The following is a 15,260-nucleotide window of genomic DNA, read 5'->3' on the forward strand; positions in this document are numbered from 1 at the left end:
CAAGTGGGCATTATTATACGTGAAACAAATTCAATATGCGAATTATTCTTCAGCTTCTGACTCAGCCTCTTTGGCCCACACATTGGCAATAATCCCGCAAACCATCAATTGAATCTGATGAAAAATCATGATCGGCAAGACAATCATGCCCAGTGGCTGGCCAATAAATAGAATTTGTGCCATCGGCACGCCACTGGCCAGGGTTTTTTTAGAACCGCAGAAAAATACCGTTTTCTGGTCAGCGCGACTAAAACCCAGCCAGCGTGGGATATACAGCGACAACAGCATCACTAGGGTCAAAAGCACCGAACAGGCTAGCAATAACAGCAATAATGTACTGAGACTGACTTCATTCCAAAGTCCCGCTACTACGGCGCTACTAAAAGCACCATAGACCACCAATAAAATTGAGCCTTGATCGAAGACCTTGACGATTTTTGGCATTTTCATCATTTTTGGATAAATCCAGGGACGTAAAATTTGCCCCAAGATAAAAGGTACCAATAACAACAGCGTAATCTGGATAATCGAAGCGGTTGGGTCAAACCCGTGCTCAGATTGACCTAAAATAAAAAATGCCACCAATACCGGGGTGATAAACATGCCGATAATATTAGAAAATGATGCACTACAGACAGCACCGGCCACATTCCCATGTGCGACGGAAGTAAAAGCAATCGAAGACTGAACGGTAGATGGCAGGAAGCACATAAATAGGAAGCCCCAGTACAGCTCCTGCCCGAGCATTGGCAATAAAATCGGCTTGGCCAGCAAACCTAGAATAGGAAACAAGGCAAAAGTCAGTGCAAAGACCAAAGTATGTAATTTCCAGTGCATGATCCCCTCCACCACCGCTTCGCGGGACAGCTTGGCACCGTGCAGGAAAAATAGAATGGCAATCGCGCCTGTCGTGATCCAGCCAAAAACTTCAGCGGCCTGTCCGGAGACAGGCACTACACTGGCCAACAGCACCATGACAAATAGCAATATCGTAAAGCGGTCCAATGCCAACAATTTAAGCATCTGCTGTTCTTCCCTTAAAGTTTTATTGTTCGATAAAAAAATGCCCGGCTATCTTAACAGATGCCGGGCCCATGCTATGCACTCAGGTTGATGTAATATTTTCATCTATACGTGAATACATTTCATCTATCACTCTACATCCCACTTAGTTATTACGTGCATCCTGATCTTGCTGGATCAGCTCGATTTTATAGCCATCTGGGTCTTCTACAAATGCAATGACAGTCACACCGCCTTTCATTGGACCAGCTTCACGCACGACATTACCACCACGTGCCTTGATCTCTTCACATGCCTTATAAGCATCATCGACTGCAATCGCGATATGACCATAGGCATTGCCCAGCTCATAGCTGTCTGTATCCCAGTTATGCGTCAATTCAAGTACGGTGTGATTTTCTTCATCGCCATAACCGACAAAAGCCAGGGTAAAACGGCCCTCTTCGTAATCACGTTTACGAAGCAAAGTCATGCCAAGTACTTCAGTATAGAACTTGAGCGATTGTTCTAAATTGCCTACACGTAACATGGTATGCAGCATGCGCATATTAATCATCCTTCTGTACAGATTGTTGTTGGTGTTCACCGAGCAATTTTGCGACCCAAACCACCAGAATCAGGATCGGAATCCCAATTAACGTGGTCATCAGGAAGAATTTCGGATAACCAATATTGGTCACTATAGTACCCGAATATCCACCTAAAATCTTGGGAGTCAGGGTCATGAGTGAGCTAAAAATCGCATATTGAACTGCGGTAAATGACACACTGGTCAGGCTCGACAAGAATGCAATAAACGCAGCACCCGCAAGTCCGGCAGCCAGATTATCGACAATAATGGCAAAATAAAGCCACTTGTCGCTATAAGGTTTGATGACCTTACCACTGACTTCGATCATGTCGGAACTACTGCCATCTATCACCGCCAAAGGCTGAATATCAACATCCAGATTCTGGCCAGGGATGAGCTGATCATTGACCTGATAAACATGTGTGGTTTGCTGAAGCGCCTGGCCATCTTGCATCAGGACTGCACTGACAATATGTGCGGATGACTGAATCAGTTGCTGCGCAGGAATCGCGGCAGTAAATACGCCTTCACTTTCTAATTTTGCCTCAAGATTCTGATCATTGATTTGTAAAACAATCTTTTGATTCGGTTGCAGCGCTGCACCGACATATTGACCACGTACCACAATGGTCTTGTCCTGTTCAGCGACATTGAGGGTATTGTCACTGGTGATCGGCAGGATCTGTAACTGGGTGCTGCCCTGTTGTGCAGTCAAATACGGCATGCTGACCTGTACAGGCTGAGTAGCATGATCTGAATTTAGATAGCTGGCTGTCACTTGCAGTTGCTTACTCTGCGCTAAAACATCACTGGGTACATTCAGCTTCCAGTAACCGACTTCATCGGTATCGGCCTGATAAACCTGATTAGCGACCCTAACTTCGACAGCTGCCAGTTTTTCACCAGATTTGACCAGTCCAATAAAAATCAGGTTGGTGGAACAGGCCAGCACGGCACCGACAAACATCAGTTTCATGATGTTCATTTTCTGGGCCAGTAAACCACCGAGAAAACCACCAATTAAAGAGAAAATCACCCCATAGACTTTGACCGCTTCGGCAATCTGCTCTTTACTGAAATTCAGGTCTTGATAGAAGACGTTGGAAATGACCCCGGCGATGATATCGGAAACCCGATAAAAACCGATCAATAACAACAGCACCAATGCCAGTTTTAAGCCATAGCGCCTAAAGAAGTCTGCAACCGGATTAACCCAGGTTTCATAGGCCATCTGCTTGTTGACTGCACCCATTTTAACCAAGCTTGCACCAATGGCAAAGGCAATCGCACCAGAACCAATAAAGCGTAAGGCTTCAAAGCAGAACAAGGCAAAAGTATCTTGAATGGTGAACTGTTCGGTAATACTGGCGACCAGATTACCTGAATAGATATAGCTCAGTACAAAGCTGATCACTGCGACAAAAAACACTGCGACTAAACGGAAATAATCACTGCGCAGATAATGTTTAGGCACACGGTCAACCTGCGGTTCCCGAATGCAAAGCGTGGTGACAATTCCGACCAGCATTACCGCGGCCATGGCCAGATAGGTCCATTTCCAGGCATCGTAGATATAGTTGCCTTTGGCTGTGCCCAAATAAGCGGCCAGAAACAAGGCGCCAGCACCCGCCACGATCATTCCGATCCGGTAACCGGCATTATAGGTCGCGGCCAAGACGGTCTGCATCTGGGTTTCCGCCAGTTCAATCCGGTAGGCATCAATCACAATATCCTGCGTTGCAGCAGAAAAGCCAAGCAGGACTGCACCCAGCGCCATTTGCTGTAAATGAGTTACGCCCAAAGCCGGATCAGAAAAAGCCATAATGGAAATGGCGCAGACAATCAGAATCTGTGCAATCAGCAACCAGGCTCGACGGCGTCCCAGAGCCTTGGTCAGAAAAGGCACTGGCAGTTCATCAATGAGCGGCGCCCAGACGAATTTAAACGAGTAGCCCAATGCTGCCCAGCTAAAAAAAGTGACTGCACTTTTGCTGATTCCGGCCTCACCTAACCATAAAGACAGACTGGAAAAAATCAGAAGAATCGGGACACCGGCCGAAAATCCCAAGAACAGCATGATCAAGGCACGTCGATCTAAAAATGCTGTAAATGCGGATTTCCAACCCGTCGTTTGTGTTGTCATTGCTTTATTATTTTCCGCGGAAAAACCAATTGCTGCTATTCAATCCTGTAATAGCGCATCTTTCAACAAGATTTATATATTTATCACATTTCCGATTTTTTATTTTCTGGCAAAAGCCACATGTTCGCTTGAATTTTCCAAGCAAATCTGTATACCTTAACGCTTATCAACGTAATATTTCGTTTTGGATTTCAACAGTGACCCAGAGACTCGATCAAATTAATTCTTCTATCGCCAGCAACAATACGACAACACCAGAAAATATCCGCTCAGATTTACTTATCTCGGCATTTGAACAAAGCGAAATTCATAACACCCTTGAGCATACCCGCTTAAAATCCACCCAACTGACGCACATTCCAAACCTAGAAAAAATTCCGGCGTCGACCAAACGGATCAAGCCCCTGAATAATTTCTTGGGGCAAGACCGCGCACGGGCTTCGGTAGAGGCCGGGATTGCCTTACCTTATTCAGGCTATAATATTTTTGCCGTGGGTACGGCTGGCCTGGGCAAACGCACCATGGTGAAGCGTCTGCTGCAACAGCATGCCAAAACCATGGAAACCCCAAACGACTGGGTCTACGTCAACAACTTTCAAAACCAGCGCCAGCCAATAGCATTGGAGCTGCCTGCCGGTCAGGGTCCAAAATTTCAGGCCATGTTAAACCAAAGCTGGCAAACCATTCTGAAACAGCTTGAACGCCGCTTTACCGCGGAAACCTATCACAACCGCATTGAAATGATTCGTCAGGAAACTGGCGATGAACAGCAACAGGCGCTGATCGAACTCACCAAAGAAGGTGCAGAACTCGATCTGAAACTGATCTCGCGACACGATGAACACTGTTTTGTTCCCGTACATCTGATTGATGACAAATTACAGGAAATGACTCAGGAAGATCTGAATGCGCTGAACAATCAGGATCGGGCCGAATTGGCGACCAATATGCGCTATATGGACAAAAAACTGGAGCGTCTGGGTTTGCATCTGGGTGATCTGGAAGATGATGCACGCGACCGAGTTCAGATTCTGAATCGTGATATTGCCAAACAGGTGGTGGTGCCACGTGTAGAACAGATTTTATCCAAGTTCAAACATGTGCAAGGCTTGGAACATTATCTAAAATATTATGCCGAAGATATTATCAATAATGTCGAAATCGTGCTGGAACAGGAAGAAGATGATTTCACCCCGGCACTATTCAGCCGCGTACCGGCACGTTATCAGGCCAACGTGATTATTACCCACAAGCCGAATAGCGGTGCGCCAGTCATCTTTGAAGATTTTCCAACACATTACAATTTACTCGGCCATGTGGAACAGCTAACCCAAAATGGCACGATCACCACGGACTTCACCCTGATTCGTCCGGGAACGTTGCATAAAGCCAATGGCGGCTTTCTGATGCTGGAAGCGGAACAATTGCTGGAACAGCCTTATGCATGGCAAGGTTTGAAGCGTGCGCTTAAATCCGGGCATTTAAAACTGTCTTCGCTTGAGCATATGATCACGCTGACCGGCAGTATTTCAATTGAACCGGCATCGATTCCATTGAACATTAAAGTGATCTTGCTGGCCGAGCCTGAAATTTATTATGAAATTTTAGAGCTTGAACCGGAGCTGGGCAGCATCTTTAAAATCCGTGCTGATTTTACCGATACATTACAACGTAATGACGACAACGAGCAGGCCTATATGCAGCTGATTGCCGACTATGTGCAATCGGATAAATTATTGCCTTTTGACCGTTCTGCTTTGGCTGCACTGCTCACAGATTCCAGCCGTCAGGCCGAAGACCAAAGTTCATTATCATTGCATGCCCTGACCTTGGGTGACCTGATTCGTGAAGCGCATCATCATGCCTTTCAGGCCGGTGACAAGATGGTCTCGGAAAAACATATCAATACCGCACTCGATCATCGCAAATATCGCTTAGGCTATTTACGTGAGTTGTACTGGCAGGATCTGACCCGTGGTACACAGCTAATCGAAACCCGTGGCCATCGTCTGGGACAGATTAATGCTTTATCGGTAATTCATTATGCCGATGTCGAATTTGGCCTTCCTTCACGCCTGACTGCTTCGGTGTATCAAGGGGGTGGTGACATTCTCGACATTGAGCGCAGTGTGGAACTCGGTGGCTCCTTGCATGCCAAAGGCGTGTTATTGATGTCGTCTTTCCTGAAAGCACATTTTGGTCGTGAACAGACCCTGCACTTCTCTGCGGCGTTGGCCTTTGAACAAAGCTATGGTCAGGTCGATGGTGACAGTGCCACAGTCGCGGAACTTTCGGCCCTGCTCTCGGCGATTAGCCAGTTACCGATTGATCAATCCTGGGCCATTACCGGCTCTATGAACCAGTTGGGACAAGTACAGCCAGTGGGCGGTGTCAATGCCAAAATTGAAGGTTTCTTTGATGCCTGCAAGCTGCAAGGTCTGACCGGCAAACAAGGCGTGATTATTCCACGTCAGAATATGCAGCATCTGATGCTGCGTAAAGATGTCACCATTGCTGTCGAAGAAGGTCAGTTCCATATTCACGCGATTGATACCATTGATCAGGCGCTGGAAATCCTAATGGCGCGTCCGGTCGGCACCTTGGATAAAAAAGGTCGCTATAGCAAAAATTCAATCTATGCCGCAGTGATGGCACAGCTGGATTACTGGCAAGCGATTGAAGATGGTGGTGAGCTGGTCGAATTACCGAAGAAAAAGAAAAAAAAGAAGAAGAAAAAAGACAAGAAGCAAATTGTTGAGCCACACACTGAACTTGAAGCAGGTCATGCAATAGCCCAAAAGCCAAATGCAGCAACAGAAGATTAATCCGGTCGTTGCTCTATCTTTAAAATAGCAATAAAAAAGCGCTTCTCAATGAAGCGCTTTTTTAACATCTGGCTTGATTTAAATCTTAATTTAATTAAGCATCAGCTGCCGGGCTGTACTGTTCAACCAAAGGCTTTAATTCGCCTTTTTGGAACATGTCGAGCATGATATCGCTACCACCGATCAATTCACCATTGATCCAAAGCTGTGGAAATGTCGGCCAATTGGCGATTTGTGGTAACATCGCACGAATGTCCTGATTTTCCAGAATGTTTACATAAGCAAACGGACGACCAATCTGACTGAGTGCTTCTACTGCACGTGCAGAAAAACCACATTGTGGAAATTGCGGTGTGCCTTTCATATAAAGAAGTACTGCATGTTTAGCAATTTGGTCACGAATTAACGCTTCGGTATCGCGTGCTTGTTCAGTCATTGATAAATCCTCAACTCATCTGTCTGGCATTATACCCAAATCCAGACAAAACAGTATGTCTAAAGCAATAATTCCAATTTTATTTACAATTACCCTTTAAATCTGAGCGGGTTTTTGCTTATAGTAAGTTTTTCTTTCCACCTAACAGTTAAGAGTTAGTCATGAATAATATTACCCTCGCACCGGTACAAACTGATCAACCTTCTCACTTGATGCCTGTATTTGGCCGTCAACCGATCAGCTTTGTCCGAGGACGAGGTGCATATCTTTATACCGAAGATGGTACAGAGTATTTAGATGCATTAACCGGAATTGCAGTATGTGGTCTGGGTCATGCGCATCCAGTCATTGCCGAAGCAATTGCTGATCAGGCTGCGACCTTGATTCATACCAGCAACCTGTTTGAAGTGCCTTGGCAAACTGCGGCAGCACAAAAACTGGCCGAAGTCGCGGGTATGGAAGAAGTATTCTTCTCCAACAGTGGCGCAGAATCAAATGAAGGTGCAATCAAAATTGCACGTAAATTCGGTCATATGCAAGGCATTGCTTCACCTAAAATTATTGTGGCGGATCGTTCTTTCCATGGCCGTACCATGGCCACCCTTTCTGCAACAGGCAATAAAAAAGTTCAGGAAGGCTTTGGCCCGCTGGTCGAAGGTTTTATTCGTGTACCTTTTGGTGATCTCGAAGCGATTGAAGAGGCAGCGCTTCATCATCCGGATATCGTAGCCATTTTAGTTGAGCCCATTCAGGGTGAAGGTGGTGTAAATACCGCACCTCAAGGTTTCAGCTATCTAGAAGAAATTCGTCAAATCTGTAACCAGCACAACTGGTTGATGATGCTAGACGAAGTGCAAACCGGGAATGGCCGTACGGGCAAATATTTTGCTTATCAGCACACCAGCATTATTCCTGATGTACTGACCACAGCCAAAGGCTTGGGTAATGGTTTCCCGATTGGCGCCGTCATGACTCAAGGTCGTGGTGTAGGTGTACTAACTGCCGGTAATCATGGTTCGACTTATAGTGGTACAACTTTGGGTTCGCGTGTGGTCTACACCATTCTCGATATTATGCAAAAAGAAAATATCGTCGCCAATGCTGCGGAAAAAGGCGCTTATATCGTGGATCAGCTACGCAACAAACTGGCCGATCAAAATGTGAACGTGCGTGGTTTCGGTCTGATGATCGGAATTGAATTACCGAAAGAATGTGCTGAGCTGGTCGCAATTGCGCGTGATGAATACAAAACCATCATCAATGTGACTGCAGGCAATGTGGTACGTCTATTACCTACCCTGAATATTACTCAGGAACAGGCTGACCAGTTGATTGAGCGTTTAGTGAAAATGATCAACGCTTTTTTGGCCTAAACCCTGCGCTTAAAAACAAAAAAGCCGCTTGAAAGCGGCTTTTTTATATTCTGTATCTTATGATGCGGCTTGTAAAATACGCCCGCCAGAAATCTGGTCAAAATATTGTTTCAATGTATCTAGGCAACGAAGAATTTTTGTCGGTTGTTGCTCACGTTTCGGCATGACTGCATATAGTGTAATCGGTGGAAGTCGCCATTCAGGCAAAACTTCAACCAAAGTGCCATTCAGTAAGTCTTTTTTCGCATCGAGATATAAAATCTTGGCAATCCCATTGCCCTGCAAGCACATCGATTTTGCCACCAGACCATTATTGGTACTGAAACGGGATTTCAATTCAAAATCGGCTTTTTCTGCAGTATTGACATTTTGAAACTGGAAATACTGATGATTTTTGATATGGGTCAAAGGCAGCACATCATGATTTTTAAGATCATCAGGACGTGAAATAATGGTGCTCTGATTAATATAACTCGGTGTCGCCACCAGAATTTGCTCAATCTGCATCAATGGCACCACCTGAAGATTGTGCTCATCATTTTTCTGTTCAAATCTTAAGGCGATATCGATACGCCCATCGAACAAATCAACCTCATGATTATTGGTTTCCAGATGTACTGCCAGGCCACGATGTGCGGACATCCAGTGAGAAAGTGCAGGAATCACATGATTCGCGCACAATTCTGGCAAAGCGACAATGCGCAGTTCACCCACAAGATCATCGCGTAATTCATTGATTCGGACTTTACCGCGCTCTGCAGCAGATAGCATTTCCTGGCAACTGTAGAAAAAAGCTTGTCCCGCTTCCGTCAAACTTAACTTTCTCGTTGAACGATTTAAAAGTACCACTTCCATATCATGTTCTAATGAGCGAATTTGTTGACTCACGGCGCTGGTCGTAATCCCTAATTCACGGGCAGCACCGCTAAACGAGTTTTTTTCTACAACACAAGCAAAAACACCCATTGCTCGAAGTTGATCTAACATAAATTTCCCTCTAAACTTATGAGATGCCTCATCATTTGATAAAAGCAACTTATTGTATTATACGGCGAAATTCACGTTTTGCATTATTTATTTAATTGTTTGGTAAAACTGTAGTTGGATTAATCGGTTTACCGTCTAAGCGCACCTGAAATTCAAGCATGGTTCGCGTTGTACCAGTTGAACCCATTTCTGCAATTTTTTGCCCCGCTTTTACATTCTGTCCGCTTTTTACATCCAGTTTGCTGTTATGGGCATAAGCCGTAATATAGCCATTAATATGCTTCACCAACACCAGATTGCCATATTCTTTCAGGCCATCTGCAGCATAAACAACCTGCCCGTCTGCTGCTGCAAACACCGGATCACCGACATTGCCGTTATAGCGTGTGCCTTTGATATTAGATGCCAGATTATACTGCTGCAAAACTGGGCCATTAGACGGTTTTACCCAACCTAAACCCGCGGCAGTAGAGACGGGTGTCATTGGCGCCGGCGTGCTCACACGCGGTGTAGTCTGCACGGTGGTCGCTGGTGTAACTGGTGCCGGTGTTGGTACTGCAATCGTTTGACGCTGGATAGGGGCTGCCTGAGTCACTGCCTGCGTGCTGGTACTGCGACGTACGGTATTATTTTTCAGGCGGATCGACTGTCCCACATAAATCCGGTAAGGTGCAGCAATATCATTCATCTCGGCAACACTGATATAGTTCAGTCCATAACGTGCTGCGATCCCACTCAATGTATCTCCTGAACGTACCGTATAGAAATCAGGAGCTGTCGCATAACGCGTCGCATTATTTACTTGAGGTTTGGTGGCACAACCGGTGATTACTCCTGTAGAAATAACAACGGTTGATAAAACTAGGGTTTTAATCAGGGCTGCAGGCGAAGCAACAACACATTTCGGTAACACCAAGAACATTATCTTCCTCTCTAAGATCTATACGGTTGCAAAATCCCGTTAAGATTAGCAAAGTTTTACTGCAATATACTTGCAATCGCGAGTTTTTCACAAAGTTATAACATTGAGAACGCATTTTCTGCCAATTGTGTTTGAAGATTCCGCAAAACCTCATAGTTGGTGGCATCCATCTGAATCGGAGTAATGCTGACATAGCCATTGGCCACAGCAAAGAAGTCCGAGTCAATCTCGCTCAACCCTTGCTTGGGTTCTGCTACTGCTTCTCCAGACAGTCCAATCCAGTACACCTGACGACCACGTGGGTCAACATGACTGGTGATGGGCTTCGACTGACGGCGGCGGCCTTGATAAGTCACTTTTTCACCCTGTAATTCAGCCATATCCGGAATATTGATATTAAAAATATGACGCTCAGGAAGAACCGGCAAACCGCGTGCAATAAAATCATGTACCCAGTTGGCAGCCAGCTGATAATCCTGAGGGTGTTGATAGCTGCGTACATTCGGCCCACTCAATGACACCGCAATAGCAGGATGTTTACTTAAGCGACCTTCAAAGGCTGCCCCGACTGTACCGGAATACAAGACATCATCCCCCAGATTGGCACCACTATTAATACCGCTGACCACCAGATCAAATTCAAAGTCAAACAGGCCGTTCATAGCCAGATAAACACAATCTGCCGGAGTACCATTGACAGCCCAGACATCGGGAGAAATCTGAATCAGGCGTAAAGGTCGGTCCAGAGTCAAAGCACTGGAGTAACCACTGCGCTCACTTTCTGGCGCTACAATAACAATCCTCCCCAAAGGTTTTAGAGCCTGTGCCAATGCCTGAATACCCGGTGCAAACACACCATCATCATTTGAAACTAAAATATTCACTGAAAAATCTCGTCGCGCTAAAAAATGACTGGTTAGGACATTTAATTGTATTAGTGCTGGAATTATATATATTTACTGCTCGATATCCATCTTTAAAATATGTGGCTCAAGATGATTAAAAAATTCTCTTTATTTAGTGCTTTCGCTTTAAGCCTGGCAGTATCTGTTTCTCCTTCAGTTATGGCGAGCGAGCTGACTGTTGACGAAAACAATACCATTGTGAAAGAAGACATCGCATCGGCACAAGTCATGGCTGAGGTTTGCCCGGCTATGATTGGCCAAAATGCAAAATTAGACAGCATTATTCAGACTCTCATCCAGTCTTATCTTGCAGACTACTCAGATAAAGGCATGAGCTATCAAAAACTACAGGCAGATAGCGAATATAAATCTTTACTGGAAGAAGCCCGTCAGGGTGCCAAACAAACCAGTACTGACGAACAAAAAACCGTATGCGAAGAGATTCTGGATTACCAGGGCTAAGCTAGATAAATCTTCAAATAAGACGGTGTAAACATCGTCTTATTTTCTCTTACAGATTTCTTCATAATTCTACAGCTTCGCTACATTTTCCCACTTTTCAATTTCAAAAATAAGTTTAAGCTAGGCAAATTATTGTTCTAAATCTATTTTTTGAGTTTTTTAATGAAATATCCATTACTTCAAGCCATGACACTTTGTGCAGCTTCTGCCGCGACTCTTTTAGGCACCTCTGCATTTGCAGCCAATGAAAATATCAATGTCACACCAACCCAGCAAGTGACCAAGCAGGAACTGGCTGCGATTTATGTTCTTTCAGAAATCTGCCCGAGCATGGTTAAAGACAAGTCACAGTTCAATCAGGGCTATACCAAGCTGGTGACTGAATATATGCCAGGTCAGCGCAATCCGGTTGCAAGCTTAAACCAGATGGTTCAACAGAACGATTTCCGCAGTATTCTGGCTGAAGCACAATCTGATGCCAAGAAAGCTGGCAAGAAAAAAAATCAGGTGATTTGTAATGAATTAACCACCTATAACAATTAACCTGCTTTTCTGCCGATTACTTACAATACTTTTGAAATAAGACCGGGTTTCCCATAGAAGTCCGCCTAGCTTTATCCTAAAATGCTAGGCTCTTCGTGCTTACATCAAGATATAGGAACCCACTAGAAATGACCCAAAAAACTGCCCTTGCTGCATTATTATTAGTTCCTAGTTTTAGCTTTGCAGCAACTGTCCTATCTGCACCACCAGAATTGAATAATAAATCCTACGTGCTAATGGACTATGAGACAGGGCAACTCCTCGCTTCAAAAAATGAAAATGAAAAATTAGCCCCTGCTTCAATGACCAAGATGATGACCAGCTACATCATCGAACAAAAACTATTGAGCGGTGAACTCACTGAAGATGAACAGGTTCGCATGAATGAGTCAGCATGGTGTCGCGGTAGTAGCGCGGAATCATGTATGTATGTGCCTTTAAACGGTACGGCCACTGCACTTGAAATGCTGCGCGGAATTATTATTCAATCGGGTAATGATGCATCTAAGGCCATGGCTGAACATATTGCAGGGAACGAGGGTACCTTTGCACATATGATGAATCAGGAAGCCAAACGTATTGGCATGACCAATACCAGCTTTATCAATTCAACCGGTATGCCTGCTGAAGGTCATTATTCGACTGCCAAAGATATGGCAACGCTGGCACAGCACATCATTAAAGACAGTTCCAAGTATTATCCGATTTATGCTGAAAAAGAATTTACCTTTAATGGCATCAAGCAAGGTAACCGTAATGCCCTGCTGTATACCGACCCAAGTGTAGATGGCTTAAAAACAGGTCATACCAATGAAGCAGGGTATTGCTTGACCACGTCGTCTAAACGTGGCCCTACTCGCTTGATTTCAGTTATTTTTGGTGCACCGACCATGCAGGAACGTGCAACGCAGACACGTGAATTGCTGGCTTGGGGTTATGCGAACTTCGAAACCAAAAATGTTCAACCAGCTAAACAGGTACTTGCTAAAGCCAAAGTCTGGTTTGGTAAGGAAGATGAAGTTCAAATCGGACTTGCTGAAAACTTTAATGTGACCATGCCTAAAGGTCAGGCCAATGCGATTAAAACCCAGCTGGTGGTTCAACCGAAACTGACTGCACCATTACAACCGGGGCAAGTTGTCGGTAAATATGTTGCGACTCTGGATGGTAAAGTCATTTCAGAAAAACCTCTTGTGGCTTTGAATGCAGTGGAAGAAGCGGGTTTCTTCGCGCGTATGCTCGACCATATCAAACAGTTCTTTAGCAACTTGTTCTAAGTCTAAATAGACCATTTCAGTCTTGGACTAAGACCAAAGCACTCATTCAGATGGGTGCTTTTTATTTTATACTATGCACATGATCCTTCATCATTTATCGGACAGATCGTTATGAGCCAAAATATTCGTTCTTATTTAGATATGACCCCACAGATTGATGCTTCCTGTTATGTCGATCCGATGGGAATTGTGGTCGGCGATGTGGTTTTGGCTGAAAATGTTTCGGTATGGCCTTTTGCCGTAATTCGGGGTGATGTGAATCATATTCGGATTGGTAAAAACTCAAATGTACAAGATCACTCGATGTTGCATGTCAGCCATAAGAAAGCCGATAAGCCTGAAGGTTCGCCTTTAATTATTGGTGAAGATGTCACCATTGGCCATCATGTCAAACTACATGGTTGTACCATTGGCAATCGTGTTTTGGTCGGTATTGGTACGATTATTCTGGATGATGTGATTGTTGAAGATGATGTAATGATTGGTGCAGGTTCGCTTGTTCCACCGAATAAGGTTTTGGAAAGTGGTTATTTGTATGTGGGCAGCCCTGTGAAAAAAGTGCGTCCGCTGACAGATAAAGAAAAAGCATTTTTGCCTTATTCAGCGCAGAATTATGTGAAGGTTTCGGGGAATTACAAGTAAAATAAGAGTTAAAAGCTAAGTTTCGGTTTAAGTCGATGTGTCTAATTCACAACATCGACTTAAATAAAATTGATCAATTCGGCTATTTCAAAGCTTTCTAAATGGGTCAACATTCCTATTCCTGTATTCAAGGAAAGTAAGACCTCCAGCAATAAAAAATAAACAAGATACTCCGAAAAAAAATTTATCATTAAAATTAATCCCCAGACCTATAAGTCCCGCACTTATAAGTGCAAATAAACAGATTAAAAAGCGATAGAAATTTAAAAGCATATAAAAGTCTCAAATAGATAAATTCAAAGCCGCTTATTAAGTAGCTACAAACTCATAAATCAAATTAGAAGAGAATGAATTACGTTAAAATCACATAAATAATACAATAAAAGTTAATTAATTAGTATTTTTTATTATAATTCTTGAAAAGTGTGTTCTATTTGTTATTTTTATTCTCATACTGCTAGGTTACCCAAACCTGTCTGTAAAAAGTTTATCTAACCTGATTTTGATATAAAAAAAGAGTAGAAAAAAAGCCCTAAATTTATAACATGTTGGTTTTAAAGAAAAAATTGTAAAAAAAAGCTTTTCAATGGCCCATATTACCGAATTATTTTGTATATTGGACGATTTTTGCAAAAAATTTAATGAGTCTTTAGAGAAATTTTTAATTTCTGATCAAAAATCTAGGTTGAAAAAGTCAGCCTTAAGCTTGTCTGAAGCAATGACGATTGTCATTTTATTTCATCAATCCGGGTTTAGATTCTTCAAATATTTTTATTGCCAAATGATCGTTCCATTCTGGAAATCCGCTTTTTCTCAACTTCTTAGCTACAACCGCTTTATTGAAAGCATGCCTCGTTGTTTACAAGCTTTGAATAGTTTCTTCCATCAAGTTAAAAGAAAAGATACAAGGATCAGCATTATTGATTCCACTAAATTGGTTGTTTGCCATAATCTTCGAATTCAAAGACATCGTGTATTTAAAGGCTTAGCGGGTCGTGGGAAAAGTAGTACCGGGTGGTTTTATGGTTTTATGGTTTTATGGTTTTATGGTTTTATGGTTTTATGGTTTTATGGTTTTATGGTTTTATGGTTTTATGGTTTTATGGTTTTATGGTTTTATGGTTTTATGGTTTTATGGTTTTATGGTTTTA

General features: G+C 43.5%; 14 protein-coding genes. 7 read left to right on the forward strand and 7 right to left on the reverse strand.

Annotated elements, in window-relative coordinates; translation table 11 throughout:
- Positions 1–42 precede the first annotated feature (42 nt).
- The 3 genes from FTU44_RS07820 to FTU44_RS07830 form a co-directional block, all read right to left on the reverse strand.
- The gene (locus tag FTU44_RS07820) at positions 43–1,023 is read right to left on the reverse strand and encodes a bile acid:sodium symporter family protein (protein WP_005171651.1); all 981 of its coding nucleotides are present in this window, start codon (positions 1,021–1,023) and stop codon (positions 43–45) included.
- Between the two features lie 145 nt (positions 1,024–1,168).
- Positions 1,169–1,570: a lactoylglutathione lyase gene (gene gloA, locus FTU44_RS07825; RefSeq protein ID WP_005096493.1), complete on the reverse strand. Its 402-nt coding sequence runs from the start codon at positions 1,568–1,570 to the stop codon at positions 1,169–1,171.
- 1 nt (position 1,571) lies between these two features.
- Entirely contained in the window at positions 1,572–3,737 is a 2,166-nt protein-coding gene (locus tag FTU44_RS07830; RefSeq protein ID WP_180050018.1) for an MFS transporter, read from the reverse strand.
- A gap of 197 nt (positions 3,738–3,934) precedes the next feature.
- Here FTU44_RS07830 and FTU44_RS07835 point away from each other — a divergent pair, with 197 nt between their 5' ends.
- Entirely contained in the window at positions 3,935–6,562 is a 2,628-nt protein-coding gene (locus tag FTU44_RS07835; protein WP_005096488.1) for a Lon protease family protein, read from the forward strand.
- 94 nt (positions 6,563–6,656) lie between these two features.
- Here FTU44_RS07835 and grxD read toward each other — a convergent pair whose 3' ends face one another.
- The gene (grxD, locus tag FTU44_RS07840) at positions 6,657–6,998 is read right to left on the reverse strand and encodes a Grx4 family monothiol glutaredoxin (RefSeq protein WP_004279738.1); all 342 of its coding nucleotides are present in this window, start codon (positions 6,996–6,998) and stop codon (positions 6,657–6,659) included.
- Between the two features lie 161 nt (positions 6,999–7,159).
- Between grxD and FTU44_RS07845 the strand changes: the two genes are divergently transcribed.
- Entirely contained in the window at positions 7,160–8,371 is a 1,212-nt protein-coding gene (locus FTU44_RS07845; RefSeq protein ID WP_180050021.1) for an aspartate aminotransferase family protein, read from the forward strand.
- Between the two features lie 57 nt (positions 8,372–8,428).
- On the opposite strand, the gene FTU44_RS07850 is transcribed toward FTU44_RS07845, so the two are convergent.
- The 3 genes from FTU44_RS07850 to surE all read right to left on the reverse strand — a co-directional run bounded on the left by FTU44_RS07850 (position 8,429) and on the right by surE (position 11,164).
- Positions 8,429–9,358 (reverse strand): LysR family transcriptional regulator, encoded by a 930-nt coding sequence (locus FTU44_RS07850; protein ID WP_005096486.1) that lies wholly within the window; start codon positions 9,356–9,358, stop codon positions 8,429–8,431.
- 91 nt (positions 9,359–9,449) lie between these two features.
- Positions 9,450–10,280, reverse strand: coding sequence for a peptidoglycan DD-metalloendopeptidase family protein (locus FTU44_RS07855; RefSeq protein ID WP_005171673.1), 831 nt, complete (start codon positions 10,278–10,280; stop codon positions 9,450–9,452).
- 95 nt (positions 10,281–10,375) lie between these two features.
- Entirely contained in the window at positions 10,376–11,164 is a 789-nt protein-coding gene (gene surE, locus FTU44_RS07860) for a 5'/3'-nucleotidase SurE (protein ID WP_180050024.1), read from the reverse strand.
- 111 nt (positions 11,165–11,275) lie between these two features.
- On the opposite strand from surE, the gene FTU44_RS07865 reads away from it, so the two are divergent.
- The 5 genes from FTU44_RS07865 to FTU44_RS07885 form a co-directional block, all read left to right on the forward strand.
- Positions 11,276–11,647 (forward strand): MCR_0457 family protein, encoded by a 372-nt coding sequence (locus FTU44_RS07865; RefSeq protein WP_005096482.1) that lies wholly within the window; start codon positions 11,276–11,278, stop codon positions 11,645–11,647.
- Between the two features lie 162 nt (positions 11,648–11,809).
- The gene (locus FTU44_RS07870) at positions 11,810–12,190 is read left to right on the forward strand and encodes an MCR_0457 family protein (RefSeq protein WP_005096480.1); all 381 of its coding nucleotides are present in this window, start codon (positions 11,810–11,812) and stop codon (positions 12,188–12,190) included.
- Between the two features lie 128 nt (positions 12,191–12,318).
- A complete protein-coding gene (dacC, locus tag FTU44_RS07875) occupies positions 12,319–13,467 on the forward strand; it encodes a D-alanyl-D-alanine carboxypeptidase PBP5/6 (RefSeq protein ID WP_005096478.1) in 1,149 nt (382 codons plus the stop codon).
- A gap of 111 nt (positions 13,468–13,578) precedes the next feature.
- Entirely contained in the window at positions 13,579–14,109 is a 531-nt protein-coding gene (locus FTU44_RS07880; protein WP_005096476.1) for a gamma carbonic anhydrase family protein, read from the forward strand.
- 586 nt (positions 14,110–14,695) lie between these two features.
- The coding region (locus FTU44_RS07885) for a transposase (protein ID WP_306670111.1) at positions 14,696–15,260 on the forward strand (565 nt) is incomplete at its 3' end.

It is taken from the genome of Acinetobacter sp. YH12105, assembly GCF_013419095.1.
In the GTDB taxonomy this organism is placed as follows: domain Bacteria; phylum Pseudomonadota; class Gammaproteobacteria; order Pseudomonadales; family Moraxellaceae; genus Acinetobacter; species Acinetobacter pseudolwoffii.